Genomic DNA, 19,020 nt, shown 5'->3' on the forward strand with positions numbered 1-19,020 from the left:
GCCGTTTCGGCCTATAGACAAGCGGCTGCGCCGCATGCGCTTCGAGGCCGAAACGGCGAGACGGGCCTCAACCCTTGGAGGTGTCTCGTAAAACTCGACGCATTGGGTTGCGTCGGCATCGATGTCCGGATCTCGACGCATACGGTTACGTCGGCATTCGATGGTCAGGTCAATGCTGACCCGGCCGCACTGCTGACCTGACGTCTGTTCCATCCATGGAGTGCCGCGCGGCCCGGTGCCGAGCTCAGCGAGGCCCTCGAAGGGCCGACTTACGGCACGTAGCGGCGGAGGCGGCGGGTCGCGAACTCGCGGAAGTACGACACCTTGTCGTCGGGGACGATGGATGGGAGCAGGAAGTACCAGGCCCGTTCCATGCGCGAGGCCATCTGATCCACCGATTCCGTGCCGACCGCCACGATGTGGATTCCGGTGGTGAGCCCGTACAGCAGCAGGCCGACGGTCTCCGGGTCGAGGTCGGGGAGCAGGTCACCCTGGGTGATCGCTCGTTCGGCGAGGAGACGATAGGTCTCGCCCCAGGTCTTGGCGATATTGTCGCCGTTGGCGCCGCGGTAGTCGCCGATCTGGTGGGTCAGCTTGAGCATGGCGCCGACCATCGGATCGTTCATCGACAGATCGGCCACCACGTAGGTGATGCCGATGGCGGCCTCGAGGGCGGGGACCCGGGAGTCGAAGAATCCTTTGCAGGACGCGATGAGGCGTTCGTTGCCCTGGTCGACCACGGCACGGGCCAGTTCCTCTTTGGACCCGAAGTGAAAGTACAAGGCGCCCTTGGTCACGTTGGACTGCGCGATGATCTCGCTGAGGCTCGCATTGGCGTAGCCCAAGCGCAGAAAGACATCGGCAGCGCCGGCGAGAACGGAATCGCGAGTGATCTCCGCGCGCGCTTGCCTAGCCATCAGCTCCGCCTGTCATCCCAATAACCAGCCATCCTGAAGTAGACCGACATTGTCGAAGTAGACCGACTTACCGCCCGAACAGCACCCAAAGGATGGGTGAACCGTACCATCCGTGTTCGCTACGTCTCTCGATTCGCCGACCCGCCCGAGTTCGCCGGTAGTTCATCGATGGTTGCCCGAACTGCGCTGCACGCCCGGCGAGTTCGCCGGAGGCTGCCCGGGCAGAGCGGGCCATTCCGAGCTGAGCTGGGGGTCGGCCTCCAGATGACTCAAACCGTTCCAGCACAGGTTGACCAGATGTGCCGCGACGACTTCTTTGGACGGGCTGCGGACATCCAGCCACCAGGTGGCGGTGGTGGCCACCATCCCGACCAGTGCCTGTGCGTACAGACCGGCCAGGCTGATATCGAACCCGCGGCGTTCGAAATCACCACCGAGCAGATGCGCCACCTGATTGACCGCCTCGTTGAGCAGACTCGAGTAGCGGCCGTCGGTGGAGGACACCGGCTGATCGCGGACCAGGATGCGGAACCCGTCGGTGCGTTGCTCGATATAGGTGAGCAGGGCCAGCGCCACCTGTTCGAGCCGCACCCTCGACCTGTTGTTGGTGAGCGAAGAGGTGATCATGTCCAGCAACATCGACATCTCCCGGTCGACCACGACCGCGTAGAGCCCCTCTTTACCGCCGAAATGCTCGTAGACGACCGGTTTGGACACCAGGGCGCGTTGCGCGATCTCCTCGATGGATGTGGCGTCGTAGCCGCGTTCGGCGAACAGGGCGCGGCCGATCTCGATCAACTGCTGGCGCCGCTGGGTACCCGTCATCCGCTGCCGGCCCACCGGCCCCTGCTCGGCGGCCCGCAACTCCTCGGTTGTTCTCGGTTCTCCCGACGCCACGTTCCCGCCTCCCTGGTTATCGGGGCCGCGGGTGCCGGAGCCGGACCTGCGACCAGAACCATCGAGATCAACTGTCCCAGACCCGTGGCGGCCGGCGACACCCGGGCGGTGCCGGGGCCGCTGGCGTGTCGCCACCACCACGGTTCGACGTATCCCGGGGTGGCATGCGAGTATCGTTCCCGTGCCGGGGCACAGCGGCGGGTTTCGGGTACCTGCCGGTGTGACAGTCCGCCGTAGTGTAATGGCAGCACCTCTGATTTTGGTTCAGATAGTTCAGGTTCGAGTCCTGGCGGCGGAGCAGCTCGCGTGCACGATGACCATCGTCGGCCCGAGGGAGATTCATGCAGGAGCAGACCGCCGTCATCGTGCTAGCCGCAGGTGCCGGTACGAGAATGCGGTCGAAGACGCCCAAGGTGCTGCACCCGCTCGCCGGGCGCAGCATGCTCGCGCACGCGCTGTACGCGGCCCATGCCATCGACCCGCGCCATCTGGTGACGGTGGTGGGGCACGACCGGGAGCAGGTGGGGGCGGCCGCGGCCGCGGTGGCCACCGAACTCGACCGGGAGATCGTGCCGGTGGTGCAGGAGCAGCAGCTCGGTACCGGGCACGCCGTTCAGGTGGGGCTCTCCGGACTGCCCGCCGATTTCTCCGGCGATGTCATCGTCACGTCCGGGGATGTCCCGCTGCTGGACGGGCACACCCTCGTCGCCCTGCTCGACGAGCATCGCAGCTATGCCGAGCGTCCCGCCGTCACGGTCCTCACCTTCGTACCCGAGGACCCCAACGGCTACGGCCGGATCGTGCGTGACGCCGACGGTGAGGTCGCCGAGATCGTCGAGCACGCCGACGCGACTCCGGAACAGGCCGCGATCCGCGAGGTCAATTCCGGTGTGTACGCCTTCGACGCCGGAGTGCTGCGCACCATGCTGGGCCGGCTGTCCACCGCCAACGCCCAGCACGAGCTGTATCTGACCGATGTCCTGCGACTCGCCCGCGAGGCCGGCTACCCCGTGCAGGGCGCCCGCCTGGTCGATTCGGCCAAGGTCACCGGCGTGAACGACCGCGTGCAGCTGGCCGCCGCGGCCCATACGCTCAACCGCTACATTCTGGAACGCCATATGCGCGCCGGCGTGACCATCATGGATCCCGCCACCACCTGGATCGATACCGATGTCCGGATCGGCCGCGACACCGTGGTGCGCCCGGGGGTGCAGCTGCTGGGCACCACGGTGATCGGCGAGGACGCCGAGATCGGCCCGGACTCCACCCTCACCAATACGGTGGTCGGCGACGGCGCCCGGGTGATCCGCACCCACGGCGAGGCCGCGGTGGTCGCCGCGGGGGCGACTGTCGGACCGTTCAGCTACCTGCGGCCGGGCACGGTACTGGGCGAGTCCGGCAAGATCGGCGCCTTCGTGGAGACCAAGAACGTCGAGATCGGCCGGCACACCAAGGTCCCGCATCTGACCTATATCGGCGACGCCACCATCGGCGAGCACAGCAACATCGGAGCATCCAGTGTGTTCGTCAACTACGACGGGGTGCGCAAGCACCGCACCGTCGTGGGCTCACATGTGCGTACCGGCAGCGATACGATGTTCATCGCCCCGGTGACCGTGGGTGACGGCGCCTATACCGGGGCAGGTACTGTACTGCGGGAAGACGTTCCACCGGGCGCGTTGGCAGTGTCCGGCGGGCCACAGCGCAATATCGAGAATTGGGTGCAGCGGAAACGACCGGGAACCGCTGCAGCAGACGCGGCGGCGAAAGCTCTCGCGGCCGAAGAGACACCAGGTCGGGCAACAAAGCTTAAGGATGGCAACCAGCAGTGACCGCGTCATGGATCGACAACCAGAAGAACCTGATGTTCTTCGCCGGACGGTCGCACCCGGAATTAGCCGAGCAGGTCGCCAAGGAACTCGACGTTCACGTCACCCCGCAGACCGCGCGTGATTTCGCGAACGGGGAGATCTTCGTCCGGTTCGAGGAGTCGGTTCGTGGTTCCGACGCCTTCGTCCTGCAGAGCTTTCCGGGGCCGCTCAACCAGTGGCTGATGGAACAGCTGATCATGATCGACGCGCTCAAGCGCGGTTCGGCCAAGCGGATCACCGCCATCCTGCCGTTCTACCCCTACGCCCGCCAGGACAAGAAGCACCGCGGCCGCGAGCCCATCTCGGCCCGCCTGGTCGCCGATCTGCTCAAGACCGCGGGTGCCGACCGGATCGTCACCGTCGACCTGCACACCGACCAGATCCAGGGCTTCTTCGACGGCCCGGTCGACCATATGCACGCCCAGCTGCAGCTCGCCGAGTACGTGCGCACCAACTACAGCCTCGACAACATCACCGTGGTCTCCCCCGATTCCGGCCGCGTCCGGGTGGCGGAGAAGTGGGCGGATTCGCTGGACGGCGCGCCGCTGGCGTTCATCCACAAGACCCGTGATCCGCTGGTCCCGAACCAGGTGAAGTCGAACCGGGTGGTCGGCTCCGTCGAGGGCCGCACCTGCATCCTCATCGACGATATGATCGACACCGGCGGCACCATCGCCGGCGCGGTGAACGTGCTGCGTGAGGCCGGTGCCGGCGATGTGGTCATCGCCGCGACGCACGGCGTGCTGAGCGCCCCGGCCGCCGAGCGGCTCGCGTCCTGCGGCGCCCGGGAGGTCGTGGTGACCAACACCCTGCCGATCACCGAGGACAAGAAGTTCCCGCAGCTCACCGTGCTGTCCATCGCTCCGCTGCTGGCCCGCACCATCCGTGAGGTGTTCGAGAACGGTTCGGTGACCGGACTGTTCAACGGCAACGCCTGACCCTTTTCCCGAACGGCCCCGGACCCACTGGTCCGGGGCCGTTCGGCGTTCCGGGCGGGGAGCCGACACCGCTGGTCACGGTCCCGCCGAGTGGCCTCGCGGCGGCGCATACTGGTTGGTATGGATCGCGAACCACGAGAGCCCGATATGGGTGACGACGACCAGGAGGACGAGGTCCGCGCCTACGAACGCTATATCGAGGACCCGCCCGCGGACCTGCGCATTCGCGATCGGGAGGGCGACGACGACGGCCGTCTCGGCATAGCCGAGGAGCTGCGGCAAGAACCGGACCGGCGCGACCGCGCCGCCGACGACAACCGGCCTGCCGAGGCCGCCGCCATCCATATCGAGGAAGAACCCGAATAGGGGACGCCCCGGCAGCTGACGCTGCGCCCGCACCGCGGTACCGGCCTACGAGCCCTCGACGATACGAACGAGGAGACGTGATGAGCACACCGCAGGACCCGCGCGACTCCGGCGACAGGCCGGAGGACTGGAGCACAGACCGGCCGGAATCCGATTCCGGCGCCACCGGCGGGCCTGCGGCGGACCGCCCGCGGGAAACCCCGGACGAGCCGTACGTCACCCCCGGCGCCCCGCAACCTCCCGACGACACGCAGACCCCGGGTAACGCTCCGGCACCCCCGGCGGGTGATACGGGGTCCGGCGCCCCGCAACCGCCGGAGGCCGGCGCACCGTACGATGCGCCGGCGGCACGGTCCGACGACCCACCCACCGAGTACCTGCCGAAACTGCTCGGCCGTGGACCCCGGCCCGCGTCCGGACCGGAACAGCCCGGCGAAGGTGCCGGAGCCTACGAGCACGGCCGGCACCCCGGCACCCCGGAGCAGCGGCCGCCCGGCGGTGAAGTGCCCCCACAGGCGTGGTCGGCCCGTCCCGAGGAACAGTCCCCCGGGCAGGCCTGGCAGCAGCAGTCACCCGGCGGGTACCCGGGTTCCGGGCAGCCGCAGGGCGGGTCGCCCTATCCGCCGCAGGGCGGTGGGCAGTATCCGCCACAGGGCGGGTACGGCGGACAGCCGGGTGGCGGATACGGCGGTCCGGGCGGCTGGGGTGCCCAGGAACAGTCCGGGTGGGGCGCCCCGGAACAGTCCGGGTGGGGCGCCCAGGGACAGACCGGCTGGGGCGCCGAGGGACAGACCGGCTGGGGTCCGCAGGACCAGGCGGGCTGGGGTGGCGCTCCCGGATGGTCCGGCGGCGGCGCGCCGGGCGGACAGCAGAGCGGCCGGCCGGGCGGGACGCCCGGTGCCGGTGGTTATCCCGCCTACCCCGAACAACAGCAGTACCAGCCCTATGGCGCCGACCGGCCGCCGGAACGCTCGGGACCGCAGGTGCTGTCCATCATCGGTTTCGTCTGCGCCGCGGTCTCGCTGCTGTTCTGCCCGCTCGTGTTCGGCGCCGCCGGCATCGTGCTCGGCGTCATCGGGCATATCCGCGGCGAGCCCCTGGGCAAATGGGCGGCCATCGCGGCCGCGATATGTCTCGTGGTGGGCGTGGTGATCGGCTTGCTCCTCACCGGGACCGAGATCGTGCCCAACGAATCATTCGGCTGACCGGTTCGGGGCGTCGCCGCGGGCCCGGTCCGGTCGCACTTGCGCCCACGTACCACCCGGCACCCCGGCGGCGGATATCGTTCGGCCCATGCCCGAGGAACGAGGCGCCGGTGGATTCGCGGCGGCGACAGGGGCGGCCGCGCCGCCGTGGTGCGGATAGATGTCACAGCGGGAACTGGTCGTACTGGGCACCGCCAGCCAGGTGCCGACGACCCAGCGCAATCACAACGGATACGCATTGCGCTGGGGCGGTGAGGTCGTACTGTTCGATCCCGGCGAGGGTACCCAGCGGCAGATGATCCGCGCCGGGATCTCCGCGACCGACCTGACCCGGATCGCGATCACCCACTTCCACGGTGACCACAGTCTGGGTCTGGCCGGGGTGGTGCAGCGGATCAACCTGGATCGGGTCCCGCACCCGATCGACACCTACTTCCCGGCGTCGGGCCTGCGATTCTTCGACAACCTCTGCGACGCGACCGCCTACCACCGGACGGTCGAACTCCGGCAGCGGCCGATCGCCGGACCGGGCGCACTACCGGCCCCCGGCGCCCCCTTCGAGATCACCGCCGCCCGGCTCGACCATCCGGTGGAGGCGTTCGGTTACCGGCTCACCGAACCCGATTACCGGACCATCCGGCCGGAGGCGCTGGCCGAGCTCGGCCTGCACGGCCCGATGGTGGGCCGTCTGCAACGCGCGGGCGAAATCGCCTGGCAGGGCCGGACCGTGACCCTCGACGAGGTGAGTACGCTGCGGCGCGGCCAGAGTTTCGCGTTCGTCATGGACACCCGCCTCTGCCCCGGCGCGCGGGAACTCGCCGCGGGAGTGGACATGCTGGTGATCGAAGCGACCTTCGTCGAAGCCGATGCCCGGCTGGCCGCCGAACACGGTCACCTCACCGCCGGGCAGGCTGCCCGGATCGCCGCCGAGGCCGGGGCGCGGACCCTGGTCCTGACCCATTTCTCGCAGCGGTATCCCGGCCTCGACCAGCATCTGGCCGAGGCGCGGCGGGAGTTCGGGGGCGAGATAGTGATCGCCGCGGATCTGGACCGTATCCCGTTCCCGTCCCGCCGCTGACCCACTCCGGTAGAGCGGAGACCGGCCGTCACGGTCCGGCGACCGGCTCGGTCCGCGTCCCGTCCCGCAACCCGGCCGCCCGGGCGTCCATTCCCGCCGTCGCCGCCACGGCGGCCGGGGCCGGACTAAGTCCGATACCCAGGCCGGTGACGATCGACGGTCCCAGGACATCGGTGAGAAAGCTGCCGTCCGGGCTGATAGCGGCCCGCGCCGGGTCGGGCTCACGGCCGAGGACACCTACCTGTTCGGGCTCCGGGCCCTGATCAGCGGCCTGGTCGGGCCGGAGCCGGGCTAGGACGGATCGTTCACACCGACGGTTTCGCGCACGGATGAGCCGAGGTCGTACGTTTCGCGATTGGCCTGCACCTCGTCCATATGGACCTCCGCCCACGTCTTGATACCGCGCATGATCCCGTGCAGCGAGAGCCCGAGTTCGGTCAGTTCGTAGGTGACGGTCACCGGTACGGTCGGCGTGACCGTGCGGAGAACCAGGCCGTCACGTTCCAGGGTGCGCAGCGTCTGGGTGAGCATCTTCTGGCTGACCCCGGCCAGCCGGCGGGCCAGCTCGGAGTAGCGCAGCGGTTGCGGCTCGCCGCCGCACTCCGCGCCCGGATGCGGACCGCCGCTGCCCAGGGCGGACAGCACCAGCGCCACCCACTTCCCGGAGATCCGTTCCAGCAGCTGCCGACTGGGACAGCCCGCGAAGAACGCGTCGTAGTCCACCTTGCGCAGCGCCCGCTGCTGGGCCGCCGTCGTCGTCGCCATGGCCCGTTCCTTCCTACCCGGCGGTGGGATACGCACTTTCAGGTGCCTACTTCCCGATGGAGAGTTACCACTCCATTGTGGAGGCATGGCACAGAAATCACCACAGGAGGTCACCGTGGCCAGTACTTTCCGCAGTGCGATCGTCCGTACCCCGGGCGGACCCGATTCCATCGAGATCATCGACGTACCCGTCACCGACCCCGGCGTGGGACAGGTGCGGGTCGCGATAGCGGGCGCCACCGTCAACCCCGTCGACCTCGCGCTGACCGCGGGTGTTTTCCACGCTCTCGGCCTGATCACCCGGTCGGAGTACACCGGAATCGGCACGGATTTCGCCGGGACCGTGACCGCGGCCGGGCCCGGCGCCGAGTTGCCGGTCGGCACCCGCGTGGCGGGCCTGATCGGGGGATTCGATCGCGATTTCGGCACCTATGCCGAGCAGGTGACCGTCCCGGTGAGCGATATCGCCCGCGTACCCGACGAACTCGATCTGGCCACCGCGGCGACCGTCCCGCTCAACAGTCTCACCGCGGCCCAGCTGGTGGATCTGCTCGGCGCCGGTGCCGGTCGCGACCTGCTGGTCACGGGCGCCGCGGGGGCGGTCGGCGGCTATGTGATCCGGTTCGCGCAGGAGCGCGGCTGGCGGGTCACCGGGTTGGCCCGCGCCACCGACGAGGAGTTCGTGCGCGGTCTCGGCGCCGGTTTCACCGCCGCCGCCACCCCGGGCTGGGACGCGGTGGCCGATCCCGCCGCCCTTCAGGAAGCGGGTCTGCCGCTGGTCCGCGACGGCGGGCTGTTCGTCGGAGTACGGCCCGGCGCCGAACCGCCGGCCGAACGCGGTATCACCGTCCGTGCCGTCGCGGTACAGCCCGACCGAGAACGACTCGCCGGGTTCCTGGCCGATACCGCGAGCGGCCGTCTTCCGGCCCGGGTGCACGCGGTCCTACCGCTCGACCGGGCCGCCGACGCCCACCGGGAACTCGCCCGGGGCGGGGTGCGCGGGAAATACGTACTGCAACCCTGAATCGTTTCGATTCGGGCTCGGCGCGCGACCGGAGAGCAGGGCGGCGCAGGAGGCCCCCGGACCCTTCGGGGACACCGGCGGCACGGCGGGAAGCCGCGCCACCGGTGGTCCGATCACGGCCGCCACAGCACATCGGACCCTGCGTCGGGATGTATCCGATCCCCCGAAAAGGCGGAATCCATACCCGATGCGATCGTATACCCGAACAAAATCTCCTGCGGCGCAATGTGAGAGGCACCAACGATCCGCCTTCCGGCGCCCTGCCCGTCGGGCGCGGCGGCGAAACCGCCCTGTAGTGGCGGAATACCGCCGAGATGCACTGCTCCGGACAGTGCGGCGGGTCGGCGATTACTCGAGTGCGACACGGCCCAGTTCACCGGCGTCAGGTCGCGAAGGTGGCGAAGGCCGACCACAGCACCGGAGAGTCCTCGACAGCGCCGGTCGCGCGCCAGGCGCACAACCGTCCGCGTTGCCATTCGGCCAGTTCCACCACCGGATCGGCCGCCTCATGGGCCGTATCGACCGCGCGCACGACTTCTTGCAGTGGAGTCGCGTCCGCCGCCGCACCCCAGCGCTGGAAGGCCAGGTCGGTGGGTAGCGGCCAGCGGGTGGCGGTGACGAGTTCGGCGCCACCGGTGATCATGGCCGCGACCAGGCCCAGCGCCTCGGTGAACCGCAGATCGCCGCCGCTTTCACAGGCGATGAGCGCGACCCGGCTCGGCACCGGCCACAACTCCTGGCCCGATACGGGGTCGGCGGCCAGCGTATGGGTCCCGAGCAGCAGATCCTTGGCCGAGAGCGGCCGATGCGTGCGCTGCGGTTCGGCGAAACCGGCCGTTTCGGCGGTGCAGGCCAGATGGAGTTCGGTGTTCTCGCTCTGACCGGATTCCGGCGGCGCCGCGGTCACGTGACCGACGTAGAGCAGACGGGCGGCCCCGGCGCGCAGGGTGCGGGAGAGCCAGTCGCGGTCGAGATCGGTACGGCGGAAGATCTCGGCGGGCGTGGTGACCTCCGGGCGGAGGCGGCGGGAATCGATATGGCCGGCGATGCGCCGGGTCAGCGGTGTCGGATGGGTCATCCGGCCCAGGACCGAACCGAGTTCGGAATCGGCGCGGAAGCCGGGTATCCGCGGGTCGAGTACGGCCACCACCGGCAGTTCCCGGGTTTCGGTCCAGCTGCGCGCGATACGCGTGGGCCCGTGCACGACACCGGCGGGTGCGAGCAACCCGATATCGGCGATATCGATCAACCGCAGTTCCGGCGCCGGGGCCAGGATCTCCCACGGCACCTGGGCGACCCGGGGCGAGGGCTGCAGCCGGATGAGCGGCCGGACCCCCTGCCGGTAGAGCGTATGCAGCTGGCCGGCCAGGTCATAGGGCAGCAGCGCGCGGGAAAGGTCGCGGGCAAGCAGGTATTCGGTATCGGGCGCGGCGAAGGCGGCGGTGGTCAGGGTGCGCTCCAGACCGCCGGGCACAGTCGGATCCGGGAGCGCGGCCGCCAGTTCCCGCACCACCGCGTAGATATCGGCGCCGGGTAGCGCCGCCACACCGGGTGCGGCGACGTCTCCGAGCCAGCGCCAGGACATGTACACATCGCCGGCGTCGGCCATCCGCACCACCACGGTGGGCTGATCGTTCAGCACAACTCCCCCGTACTCCGATCACCGCTCATATCGCGATCACCCGATCCTCCCGGACGCGCTGCCCGTACCGCTGTTCGGCGGCCGCGATGTAGTCCCCGAGCGCGATACGCGCGTCGGGCCCCACGGCCAGCCGCGCGGGCGGCGCCACCGGTAGACCGGCCGCCGCCGCGACCCGGGCCAGGGTGGCGCCCAGATGCAGTGGGCCGGTTCCGGGTTCGCCAGCGGCCGGCGGTACGGGACTGTCCAGCGGGAACTGCGGGCGTTCGGCTCGCGCACCCGGGGTCGCGTCCAGTGTCGTCCCCGCGCACTGTGTCTCGATGAGGTCGGCGAGCAGCCGGCCGTCGCCGCAGAGGTAGGCGAATCGGAAGGCCAGTCGGACGGCGGGGTCGGCGACCTCGCGGTTCCACTGATCGCGCTGACTGCCGCCCGGCAGCGTGTAACGCACCGCGTCGATGGCGATCGCGGCGGGCACCGCCAGGGCGCGGCCCAGCGCCAGGAGTTCGGCGGACGGGGAGTCCATATCGTCGACCACCATCTGCACCAGCACCGCGTGCCAGTAGTCGAGTTGCGCGCACTGCAGGCCGAGACCGCGTTCGGCGTAGACGGTGAACGCGGCGTCGAGCAGCCGCTGCCCTTCCCCGACCAGCCCGCGCGCATAGGCCACGGTGGCGAGTCGGCACTGCACGGCGGCGGCGTCGAGTACCGCCCCGGAGTCCCGGAAGCAGTCGAGGCCGCGCCGATACCATTCGTCGGCCCGATCGACCTCCCCGCGGCATTCGGCCAGGAAACCGCGGATCTTCCAGCCGATTCCCGCCCGGTACCCGAGTCCGGCCCGCTCGTAGTAGTCCTGACTGGCCACCACCAGTTCCTCCGCTTCGTCGAGCCGGTCGAGCCGGCTGAAGAGCTGGGCCAGGTTCTGCTGGGTATCGGCGACGGCGTTGCGGTCCCCCGCCGCGGTGAACGCCGCCAGCGCCTGCTGCGCGAAGTCCACACCGAGCTCCCGGCGACCGGTTTCGAAATACGCCCCGGCCAGATTCATCAGAGGGTGTCCGGCCAGGTGGGGTGCGAAACGCATGGCCGCGTCGAGGGATTCGGTGGCCGTTTCGATGACCCGGATCCACTGACTGCGATGGGTCGCGACGGCACTGAGCGAGAGCAGGCACGACACCCGCAGCACACCCAGATCCGGGGCGTCGGCGAGCAGATCCCGCGCCTGTTCCAGCGCCGATTGGGCTTCGTCGAGCATGCCGAGATGCTGCAGGGCCTGCGAATAGTTGATCAGTGTGGAGGCCCGTTTCTCGCGGGCGTCCGCCGGAATTCGTTCCAGCGCCGCGCGGTACCGGACCGCGGCGCCGTGGTGGTCACCGAGTTCGTCGTACATACTCGCGACATTGATCAGCGCGCTGGTGCGGACACCGTCGGTGGTGGTGTCCACCGCGTGCTCGAATATTCGCAGCGCCTCGGCGATATCGCCGCGCTGATAGGCGGCCGCGCCCTCGTACAACAGTTCCAGTCCGGGCGGTTCTTCCGCGCTCATCTCAGAAATCCGAATCTGTCTCGGCGGCCGTGATCTCGGCCCGCAAGGGTGTGATGTCGGCGAGTCTCCCGGCCGGTCGCCCGTCACCGGGCGCCGGACCGGGCCCGGATACCGCGCGGCGCAGCCGGACGTGCGCGAGTTCCCTGATCCGCTCGCGCTGCCGCCGATCCGCTGCCGGGGGCGCGGGGTCGCGCGGTCCGGGTCCGGGTTCGGGTGCGCCGACCGCCGACTCGGACGAGCCGGCCCCCGCCGGTGCCGCCGGGCCGACCCCCGGCACATAGACCGCCACCTCCGATACCGTGCCGGCCGTTCCGGCGATCGCGGCCGTCCAGTCGTCCCCGGCCAGCACCAGCGCGGCACCGTGGTCGCCCGCCGGGGTGCGGACCAGCACGTGCGGACGCAGATATTCGGGCGGTTCCCCGCGCAGCCCCGGCGCGGCGACGACCCGGATCCGCAGCGAATTGACGCCCGCGACCCGCACGAGTTCCCACGAGACCGCGCGTTCGGAGGCATCGACCACGCCGGGCGGGCAGTACCGCCAGTCCCAGCCCGCGGTGCCCCGTTCGAGAACCAGCGCCGCCTGTGGATCGCGCTGCCCGCCCGCAGCCAGCGCATAGTCGGCGGCGCGGCCGGAATCCTCGGCACCGAGGCGGTCCGCCACCTCGGTGACCTCCTCGGATTCGGCCGGTACCGCCGCATCGGCACCGGCGACGACGCTCTCGCAGAATTCACTCAGCTCCGCGATCTCGCGCTCGAGTTCGGCCGCGTCGAGGGCCGGGATACCGTCCACCGTCGAAGCAGGCCACCAGCGCGCCGCCCAGTGCGCGTAACCGAGCCGGCGCACCGCGGCCGCCAGTTCGGGCCGCTCCGGCCGGGCCGGCAGCTCCACGGGCTCGGTGTACGCGTCGGCCGCCACCGCGACCTCGGCGCCGTAGAGCGCCCACAACCATTCCTGCGCGGTGTCCAGATCGTGCAGGATCGCCGCTGGAACCTGCCGGCCCGCCAATACACTCCAGCTCAGGTGGCCGCCGCCGACCTCCAGTACGGCGGTGTCCAGACCGGGATCGGCATCGGCCGGCGTCGGCGCACCAGATGGCGCGATACGCCACAGCCCCGGCCCGATTCGCTGGATACGCACACTGTCGGCCATCAGACCGCCCTCGGTTCGGCCGTATCCGGTTCCCGCGCCGCTTGCGCGCTGAGGGCTTTCCGGACGCGGGTGCGGTGATCGAGCACCACCGAGCGGGCCACCCCGTCGAGCAGATCCCACAGCTCGCCGGGCTCGGTGACCGGCAGCTCGCGGACATCGCGGCCGTGCAACCGCACCCACAGGCGCCGCAGGTACGAACGCCACGGGGTCCGCAGTTCGGCGGCGATGGCGACGAGCGGGTTACCGTCCTCGGGCAGCGGATGGACGGCCAGCCGCCGGGCCTGCAGCACATAGGCTTCGCGCTGCCAGCGGCCGTTCACCATCCGATGCGCGGCCGACGCGCCGGTATCCGACCGGGAGCGGCGCGGGTCCGGCGGCGCGATCGGCGCCAGGCCGAGTGCCAGCTCGACCCCGGCGGCCGCGGTGACGCGCAGTGATTCGCCGAGCAGTGCCCACGGTGCGCAACTGCGGGCGATCTCCGTGGTGACCAGATCCGGGATCGGTGGCAGTTCGGCGCGTTCGGTGGAGACCTGGAGCACCGTGAAAACCCGTTCGTGCACGGTGCGATCGAACGGCAACCCCAGCGTCGCGGTGGATGCCGAATCCCCCACCTCCGGGCGGCGCGGAACGGAATGGGTGGTCAGGCCGAGTTCGTGCGCCCGGTACCGCGCGAGATCGGTGGCCGCGGCGCGGGTTGCCGCGTGCCACAACGCGATCCCGGTATGTGTCCCCGCGTTCGCGGTGGTCAACGTGTCGAGCAGGCGCCGACCGGCGCGGGTGTCGGTATCGGTGCGGGAGGCGACCGCACAGTCCAGCAGTTGCCGCAGCTGTGCGCCGTGCTCGACCGGTACCGCGGGCGGCGGCGGACGGCGGCCCCAGGCCGTGGTGAGCAGGCCGTCGAGCAGCGCGGCCCGGGCGGGATCGGTCAGATGATCCTTCAGCGCCTGGGTGGTGCGCCCGGCCGCGAAACCGTGGATCTCGCGTAGCACCGCCTCGGCACGCACCCGGTCCCGGTGGGGATCGGGATGGCCCCGGGTGGCGGCCAGCTCGAAACATCGCTGGAAGTAGAGATCCTGCGCGGTGCCCTCGGTGATCCGCAACCGGCGGCGCACCTGTTTGAGCAGCGTGAACCAGGCCGCGGTCGCGCGCAACGCATCGGCGTGCGCGTAGACGCGAGCGGCGAGCAGGGTCGCGCCGTCGGCCGTCAGCACCGCACCCCCGCAGCTCGGGTACTGCACCGGCCGGATGACCAGCGGGTCGAGGATCAATTTCACGGTCCGGCGCAGCGGCCCGCCCTGCGGGCCGCTCAACGCCTCGACGCCCTCGAGACCGCGCCACACCTCATCGAGCACCATGGCCCGCGGTCGTCGCATGTGCCCAGGTTATCGGAGTTTCGCCGGTGTGGCGGTGCCGAAAGTTGGGATCGGTAGGCGCGCAGCGATTCCTACTTTTCTCGTAACGGCCAGCACACCGGCCGGAACACCGAGAGAACAGGACACACCATGAGCACCACGATCTTCCGCCTCGGCGCCGTCGCCCTCGCCGCCTCCGCCACCCTGCTGCTGTCCGCCTGCGGCGACGACGCGAGCACCACCGCCGCCCCGGCGGCCCCGACCTCGTCGCCCGCGGCCCCCGCGGGGGACTCCGCCGGTGGCGAATCGGCCGCCCTGGTCGACGGAAAGGCGCTGGCGGGCGATTTCGAGACCACGTGCGCGAAGCAGGGCAACACTCTGGCACTGGCCCTCACGGACAACAACAACGCCCAGTACGGGCAGCTGAGTGTGAGCGCCGGCATCATCGACGACAAGACCGTGCAGGCGGTGGCCATCGCCGGCAGCCAGGGTGGCTCCTCCGGGATGCCCTACGCGATCGGTTACGGCAACGGCCAGCCCGGCGGGTCCGCCCAGGTGACCAAGGACGGCGACACCTTCACCGTGACCGGCGAGGGCATCAGCGCCCCCGATATGGCGAACCCGCTGGCCGGGCCCGCCACCGCGGCCTTCGAGATCACCTTCGCCTGCTCGACCGTCGTCGGCGGCTGATCGGCCCGGACATCCGGCTCCCCGTCGCCCCGCACCTCGGCCCCGCGGCCGAACGTCCGGGGCGACGAGGTGGCCAGGTATCCGGACCACCACAACCCTTACGGAGAAAACCATGATCCGCACCCTGCGTGCTGCCGCCCTCACCGTCGGAGCTCTCGCGATCACCTTCTACCTCTGGCACGGCCTGACCTACGAACCCGGCAGCGTCTACGAACCGGCCGCCATGGCCTGGCTCAACGGATTCCTGGCCCTGCCGATCATCGCGTCCACCCTGGTCGTCATGGTCTTCGCGTTCACCGGCGCGGGCATCGTCACCGCGCTCACCGGCCGCAACACCGGCGAGTTCCGCGACGCCCCGCTGGGTCTGGGCACCGTGCGATCGTTCGCCCCCACCGGGGTCACCCTGAACGACCAGCCGCAGATCCGAATCGAGTTCGGCGTCGAGGGCGCGCAGGGCGAACGTTTCGACGCCACGGCGAAAACCGTCGTCCCCCTCACCGAACTCGCGCTGCTGGCCCCCGGTGTGGTGCTGCCCGTCCGCTACCGGCCGGACCGGCCCGGGATCGTCGAACTGGATCTGTCCGGTGACGCCTCCGCGGCGCAGCGGGTGATGAACGAATCCTTGATCCGCAAGGGGTTCACCACCCGGGCCAAGGTGGATATCGCCGCCCGCGGTATCGCGGCGCAGGCGGTGGTCCAGTCGCTCACCGTCCCGGGCGAGATCCGCGACGGATACTCCAAAGTCGCGGTGGGGCTGGTGGTCACCCGCCCCGACGGCAGCACCTTCACCACCTGCTCCGAAAAGTTTCTGCCACCGACCGCGATCGGGAACGTGCAGGTGGGCCGGATCGTCACGGCGCACTATCTGCCCGAGAACGAGAAGGAGGTCGTGCTGTCGATCCCGGTCAACGCATGAACCGCCGGACCGGTGCGCCCGTTCCCTGCTCGGGAGCGGGCTCACCTGCGTGCGCGGACCGGAAAACCCTGGTCGAGTCGACGACTCGACTCAGGTGATCCCGACAGCCTCGACAGCCCGTACCACTGCCCCTTCGCGCAGTCCCGTTCGTCACTGATGGGTGCGGGTCCGGACTCGGTGGGCAGCTTCCAGGCGGCTGCGGAGTTGGTGCAGGATTTCGTCGGGTGGGCCGGGGGTGAGGGTGAAATCGTCGGTGTTGTGGTTGTGCAGCAGGTAGCGGCCGTCGTCCGGATAGTCGAGCCAGAGGAAGGCGTACCCGTCGCCGGTGGGTCGCGTGTCGACGGTGTAGCCCGGATAGACGGTGATCTCGCCGGTGCCGGTGCGGGGGCGGCGGACGAACCGCTGCAAATCCTCCTCCGGGGACAGGCGCGTCGGGTGCCGGGAGTACACCGGTGCGTTCAGGTCGCTGCGTCGGGCGCGGATGGGTTGATGGCGGCCGGTCGCGACCTGTGGCAGGCGCTACCAGCTGGGCAGCCAGCTGGTCGGTGCGAAGCTGGGTGAGGACGATATCGCCGCCGGAAATCCGGACCGGTCCGGGTGACTGCGTGGCCAGCACAGCGACTCGGCCGATGACGCCGGCGTGCATCCGTACCGCGGTGTGCTGCTGGGGGCCATGGACCCCGTAGACCTCCACGCGGATTTCCGGTTCCAGCAGCACGGTGAGCGCCCGGTAGAGCCGCTCGTCGAACACCGGCTGCAGCCGGCGTGCGCACTGCTGCCGGTAACGCCGGAAATCGTCGTCGTGCGCCATCCGGTGCGGCTGGTATTCCAGCGGATACGGTAACCGGTCGCGTCCCATGGCCTCGAGGGCCAGCGTGAAATCGTAACCGTCCAACTGCCAGCGAGAACCGTTCACGCGCCGATGACCCCGCCCGGCGGAAGCACCCGTGGCTGTTCGCCGAGCAGTTCGGTGGCGCGGTCCTGGACGAGATAGTCGGGTGTCTTGTGTTCGTCGTCGTCCTCCCCGCGACCGCGTTGGCCACCGGCGCCCATCGCGCCGGGCATCCCGGACATTCCACGGGTCGCGGCCGGGCTACCGGAACGGGTCGCGGGCCCGGCAGTCTGATTCGGGCTACCGGGGGCTCCGCCGACGGTGCGGCCCGGGGCGCCCGCAGGCTGTTGGCCACCCGGAGCGGCGACCATCGGTGCGCCGGTGGTGGTACTCGGCGAACCGGGGGTGGTGGTGTTCGGGCGACCCACCTGTTCCTCGAGCGGCACAGTGGTCGCCGGTGTCGTGGTTGTCGACGGGGTGGTCGACGCCGGAGTTTCGGTGCCGGCGGGGTCGGTCGCCGAATCCTGCGGTGTCTCCTGGCCGGGAGTGGCCGCATCCTCCGGGTTCGTGCCGGCCGGGTTCGTCCCGGTCGGGTTGGCGCTACTCGGGTTGGTACCGGCGGGGTTCTGAGTGCCGCCGGGCCCCACCGGCTGCTGCGCTCCGGGACCCGCACCCACCGGGCTTTTCGTCACGGGCAGCACCGGGGTCTTGGTGTCGACGGCCGTGACTCCGGGCTGGTAGAACTCGATCATCAGATCCTGCGCCTGCGCCTGCGCCTCGTTGGCGCGATGTTTGGCGGCCTTGACGACACCGTTGCCGGGAATATGGCCGACGAACTCGTCGAACCCGGACACCTCGACCGGCGGCACGATCGACATCTTCGCCTGGGCCAGGTAGCCCTGCATGAGGTCGATACCGTTGGCGACCATCTCGAAACTCTTGACCAGCTTCTGAGCCTCGGTCGTGAACGTGCGGGTGCCCTCGACCGCCGCGTTCGCGGACTGACCGCCCCATTTCTCGGTGATCGCCGTGTCGACATTCTTACCGAAGGTGTCGAGCGCGACGGAAAGATCCCCGGTGAGCCGCCGCCAGCCATCCGCACCGGCATTGATATCGGCGGATGCCACGGCCGGATGCTCGGAGTTGCCGTTGAGTGCTTCCCAGATCTGCTGATGTGTCCAGGTTTTGAACGCTTCCTTGGTCGCCGTGGCCGGGGCGTACTCGCCGTCGAAACCCTCGCTGGCCCGGGCCAGTTCGTTGTTGATATGGGTCCGGTCGCCGCTCCACTCCTGCTCGCCGACGCCGGCGGCATCGGAAGCGCGAGTGCGGTTGCCGTCGGATTCGTCGTAGTTGCCGGTGACTTGATCGACCGCGGAATCGACGGTGGCGACAGCGGCGACGACTGCGGCAGCGACCAGCAAAGGCGCGGGCATCAGCGGAGTCCCTCCCCGGCAGCGGCGGTCTGGGAGGAGTTCTGCTGGTCGGTCTCCCGGAGTTCACCGATCATCGCAGCGTAAGTGTCGCGCATGGTTTCGGCGATCGCGATCAGCCCGTCGAGTCGCGCCACCGAAGAATCGCCGTTCTCACCGCCGACGGCCTTGAGCTCGAACTTCTTCTGCATATCCAGCGCGGACGGCAGCCCACCGTAGCCCGCCAAGCGTCCGAGGCTCCTCGCGTCATCGCGGTAGTCCCGCAAGGCTGTCAGGAGAGTCTCGCATTCGCGGCACAGGTCCGATCCGAGCTCGTATTCGATACTCATCGTGCCGTCGATCGCTTGCTGCTTCAGGCTCTGCCATTGTGCCAGTTGGTCGCTCATGTGCCGGGTCTTCCTGGTCGGCCG

19 protein-coding genes, 1 tRNA gene and 1 pseudogene are annotated in these 19,020 nt (G+C 69.8%); 10 read left to right on the forward strand and 11 right to left on the reverse strand.

Features of this window, described 5'->3' with window-relative positions; translation table 11 throughout:
• Positions 1 to 201, forward strand: a 201-nt coding sequence (locus AB0H42_RS31130; protein WP_357062562.1) for a hypothetical protein, incomplete at its 5' end; no start/stop codon positions are given.
• A 68-nt stretch (positions 202 to 269) separates the two neighbouring features.
• Here the strand turns inward: AB0H42_RS31130 and AB0H42_RS31135 are convergent.
• Both AB0H42_RS31135 and AB0H42_RS31140 read right to left on the reverse strand, forming a co-directional pair.
• The gene (locus AB0H42_RS31135; RefSeq protein ID WP_357062564.1) at positions 270 to 917 is read right to left on the reverse strand and encodes a TetR/AcrR family transcriptional regulator; all 648 of its coding nucleotides are present in this window, start codon (positions 915 to 917) and stop codon (positions 270 to 272) included.
• Positions 918 to 1,079: 162 nt separating this feature from the next.
• Positions 1,080 to 1,742, reverse strand: coding sequence for a TetR/AcrR family transcriptional regulator (locus AB0H42_RS31140; RefSeq protein WP_357062628.1), 663 nt, complete (start codon positions 1,740 to 1,742; stop codon positions 1,080 to 1,082).
• A 299-nt stretch (positions 1,743 to 2,041) separates the two neighbouring features.
• Here AB0H42_RS31140 and AB0H42_RS31145 point away from each other — a divergent pair.
• The 6 genes from AB0H42_RS31145 to AB0H42_RS31170 all read left to right on the forward strand — a co-directional run bounded on the left by AB0H42_RS31145 (position 2,042) and on the right by AB0H42_RS31170 (position 7,272).
• Positions 2,042 to 2,112 (forward strand) — tRNA-Gln (locus tag AB0H42_RS31145).
• A gap of 43 nt (positions 2,113 to 2,155) precedes the next feature.
• Entirely contained in the window at positions 2,156 to 3,646 is a 1,491-nt protein-coding gene (gene glmU, locus AB0H42_RS31150) for a bifunctional UDP-N-acetylglucosamine diphosphorylase/glucosamine-1-phosphate N-acetyltransferase GlmU (protein WP_357062565.1), read from the forward strand.
• Positions 3,643 to 4,623 (forward strand): ribose-phosphate diphosphokinase, encoded by a 981-nt coding sequence (locus AB0H42_RS31155; RefSeq protein ID WP_357062567.1) that lies wholly within the window; start codon positions 3,643 to 3,645, stop codon positions 4,621 to 4,623. Before glmU ends, AB0H42_RS31155 begins: the two co-directional genes overlap by 4 nt.
• Before the next feature lie 120 nt (positions 4,624 to 4,743).
• Complete coding sequence (locus tag AB0H42_RS31160) at positions 4,744 to 4,989, forward strand: hypothetical protein (protein ID WP_357062569.1); 246 nt, start codon at positions 4,744 to 4,746, stop codon at positions 4,987 to 4,989.
• A gap of 80 nt (positions 4,990 to 5,069) precedes the next feature.
• Positions 5,070 to 6,194, forward strand: a complete 1,125-nt coding sequence (locus AB0H42_RS31165) for a hypothetical protein (RefSeq protein WP_357062571.1) — start codon at positions 5,070 to 5,072, stop codon at positions 6,192 to 6,194.
• Between the two features lie 160 nt (positions 6,195 to 6,354).
• Entirely contained in the window at positions 6,355 to 7,272 is a 918-nt protein-coding gene (locus AB0H42_RS31170; RefSeq protein ID WP_357062573.1) for a ribonuclease Z, read from the forward strand.
• A gap of 291 nt (positions 7,273 to 7,563) precedes the next feature.
• Here the strand turns inward: AB0H42_RS31170 and AB0H42_RS31175 are convergent, their stop codons facing one another.
• The gene (locus AB0H42_RS31175) at positions 7,564 to 8,037 is read right to left on the reverse strand and encodes a helix-turn-helix domain-containing protein (protein WP_357062574.1); all 474 of its coding nucleotides are present in this window, start codon (positions 8,035 to 8,037) and stop codon (positions 7,564 to 7,566) included.
• Between the two features lie 115 nt (positions 8,038 to 8,152).
• Here AB0H42_RS31175 and AB0H42_RS31180 point away from each other — a divergent pair, with 115 nt between their 5' ends.
• Positions 8,153 to 9,061: an NADP-dependent oxidoreductase gene (locus AB0H42_RS31180; protein WP_357062630.1), complete on the forward strand. Its 909-nt coding sequence runs from the start codon at positions 8,153 to 8,155 to the stop codon at positions 9,059 to 9,061.
• 382 nt (positions 9,062 to 9,443) lie between these two features.
• Here the strand turns inward: AB0H42_RS31180 and AB0H42_RS31185 are convergent, their stop codons facing one another.
• The 4 genes from AB0H42_RS31185 to AB0H42_RS31200 are packed head-to-tail and all read right to left on the reverse strand — an operon-like array spanning position 9,444 to position 14,745.
• The gene (locus tag AB0H42_RS31185; RefSeq protein WP_357062632.1) at positions 9,444 to 10,670 is read right to left on the reverse strand and encodes a CHAT domain-containing protein; all 1,227 of its coding nucleotides are present in this window, start codon (positions 10,668 to 10,670) and stop codon (positions 9,444 to 9,446) included.
• A gap of 58 nt (positions 10,671 to 10,728) precedes the next feature.
• Positions 10,729 to 12,240: a tetratricopeptide repeat protein gene (locus AB0H42_RS31190; RefSeq protein ID WP_357062575.1), complete on the reverse strand. Its 1,512-nt coding sequence runs from the start codon at positions 12,238 to 12,240 to the stop codon at positions 10,729 to 10,731.
• A gap of 1 nt (position 12,241) precedes the next feature.
• Positions 12,242 to 13,390: a hypothetical protein gene (locus tag AB0H42_RS31195; protein ID WP_357062577.1), complete on the reverse strand. Its 1,149-nt coding sequence runs from the start codon at positions 13,388 to 13,390 to the stop codon at positions 12,242 to 12,244.
• Positions 13,390 to 14,745 (reverse strand): hypothetical protein, encoded by a 1,356-nt coding sequence (locus tag AB0H42_RS31200; protein ID WP_357062634.1) that lies wholly within the window; start codon positions 14,743 to 14,745, stop codon positions 13,390 to 13,392. Before AB0H42_RS31200 ends, AB0H42_RS31195 begins: the two co-directional genes overlap by 1 nt.
• A 147-nt stretch (positions 14,746 to 14,892) precedes the next feature.
• Here AB0H42_RS31200 and AB0H42_RS31205 point away from each other — a divergent pair, with 147 nt between their 5' ends.
• On the forward strand, positions 14,893 to 15,432 hold the full coding sequence (locus tag AB0H42_RS31205; RefSeq protein WP_357062578.1) for a lipoprotein LpqH: 540 nt from the start codon (positions 14,893 to 14,895) through the stop codon (positions 15,430 to 15,432).
• Positions 15,433 to 15,544: 112 nt separating this feature from the next.
• The gene (locus tag AB0H42_RS31210; RefSeq protein WP_357062579.1) at positions 15,545 to 16,348 is read left to right on the forward strand and encodes a hypothetical protein; all 804 of its coding nucleotides are present in this window, start codon (positions 15,545 to 15,547) and stop codon (positions 16,346 to 16,348) included.
• A 150-nt stretch (positions 16,349 to 16,498) separates the two neighbouring features.
• Here the strand turns inward: AB0H42_RS31210 and AB0H42_RS31215 are convergent, their stop codons facing one another.
• From AB0H42_RS31215 to AB0H42_RS31230, 4 genes and pseudogenes are all read right to left on the reverse strand, one after another.
• Positions 16,499 to 16,864 (reverse strand): ESX secretion-associated protein EspG, encoded by a 366-nt coding sequence (locus AB0H42_RS31215; protein WP_357062635.1) that lies wholly within the window; start codon positions 16,862 to 16,864, stop codon positions 16,499 to 16,501.
• Positions 16,865 to 16,925: 61 nt separating this feature from the next.
• Positions 16,926 to 17,207 (reverse strand): annotated as a pseudogene (locus AB0H42_RS31220) (ESX secretion-associated protein EspG); the annotation flags it as partial.
• Positions 17,208 to 17,260: 53 nt separating this feature from the next.
• The gene (locus AB0H42_RS31225; protein ID WP_357062581.1) at positions 17,261 to 18,613 is read right to left on the reverse strand and encodes a hypothetical protein; all 1,353 of its coding nucleotides are present in this window, start codon (positions 18,611 to 18,613) and stop codon (positions 17,261 to 17,263) included.
• Positions 18,613 to 18,996, reverse strand: a complete 384-nt coding sequence (locus tag AB0H42_RS31230; RefSeq protein WP_357062583.1) for a hypothetical protein — start codon at positions 18,994 to 18,996, stop codon at positions 18,613 to 18,615. The genes AB0H42_RS31225 and AB0H42_RS31230 overlap by 1 nt, the downstream gene beginning before the upstream one ends.
• Positions 18,997 to 19,020: the final 24 nt, after the last annotated feature.

Source organism: Nocardia sp. NPDC050799 (genome assembly GCF_040654015.1).
GTDB lineage: Bacteria > Actinomycetota > Actinomycetes > Mycobacteriales > Mycobacteriaceae > Nocardia.

What these genes read in the sequence shown, in the direction of transcription:
- AB0H42_RS31230 (WP_357062583.1), bottom strand. Translation starts at nt 18,996, where the DNA reads ATGAGCGACCAACTGGCACAATGGCAGAGCCTGAAGCAGCAAGCGATC.
- AB0H42_RS31135 (WP_357062564.1), bottom strand. Translation starts at nt 917, where the DNA reads ATGGCTAGGCAAGCGCGCGCGGAGATCACTCGCGATTCCGTTCTCGCC.
- AB0H42_RS31195 (WP_357062577.1), bottom strand. Translation starts at nt 13,390, where the DNA reads ATGGCCGACAGTGTGCGTATCCAGCGAATCGGGCCGGGGCTGTGGCGT.
- AB0H42_RS31175 (WP_357062574.1), bottom strand. Translation starts at nt 8,037, where the DNA reads ATGGCGACGACGACGGCGGCCCAGCAGCGGGCGCTGCGCAAGGTGGAC.
- AB0H42_RS31225 (WP_357062581.1), bottom strand. Translation starts at nt 18,613, where the DNA reads ATGCCCGCGCCTTTGCTGGTCGCTGCCGCAGTCGTCGCCGCTGTCGCC.
- AB0H42_RS31165 (WP_357062571.1), top strand. Translation starts at nt 5,070, where the DNA reads ATGAGCACACCGCAGGACCCGCGCGACTCCGGCGACAGGCCGGAGGAC.
- AB0H42_RS31205 (WP_357062578.1), top strand. Translation starts at nt 14,893, where the DNA reads ATGAGCACCACGATCTTCCGCCTCGGCGCCGTCGCCCTCGCCGCCTCC.
- AB0H42_RS31170 (WP_357062573.1), top strand. Translation starts at nt 6,355, where the DNA reads ATGTCACAGCGGGAACTGGTCGTACTGGGCACCGCCAGCCAGGTGCCG.
- AB0H42_RS31210 (WP_357062579.1), top strand. Translation starts at nt 15,545, where the DNA reads ATGATCCGCACCCTGCGTGCTGCCGCCCTCACCGTCGGAGCTCTCGCG.
- AB0H42_RS31190 (WP_357062575.1), bottom strand. Translation starts at nt 12,240, where the DNA reads ATGAGCGCGGAAGAACCGCCCGGACTGGAACTGTTGTACGAGGGCGCG.
- AB0H42_RS31185 (WP_357062632.1), bottom strand. Translation starts at nt 10,670, where the DNA reads ATGGCCGACGCCGGCGATGTGTACATGTCCTGGCGCTGGCTCGGAGAC.
- AB0H42_RS31200 (WP_357062634.1), bottom strand. Translation starts at nt 14,745, where the DNA reads ATGGTGCTCGATGAGGTGTGGCGCGGTCTCGAGGGCGTCGAGGCGTTG.
- AB0H42_RS31140 (WP_357062628.1), bottom strand. Translation starts at nt 1,742, where the DNA reads ATGACGGGTACCCAGCGGCGCCAGCAGTTGATCGAGATCGGCCGCGCC.
- AB0H42_RS31160 (WP_357062569.1), top strand. Translation starts at nt 4,744, where the DNA reads ATGGATCGCGAACCACGAGAGCCCGATATGGGTGACGACGACCAGGAG.
- glmU (WP_357062565.1), top strand. Translation starts at nt 2,156, where the DNA reads ATGCAGGAGCAGACCGCCGTCATCGTGCTAGCCGCAGGTGCCGGTACG.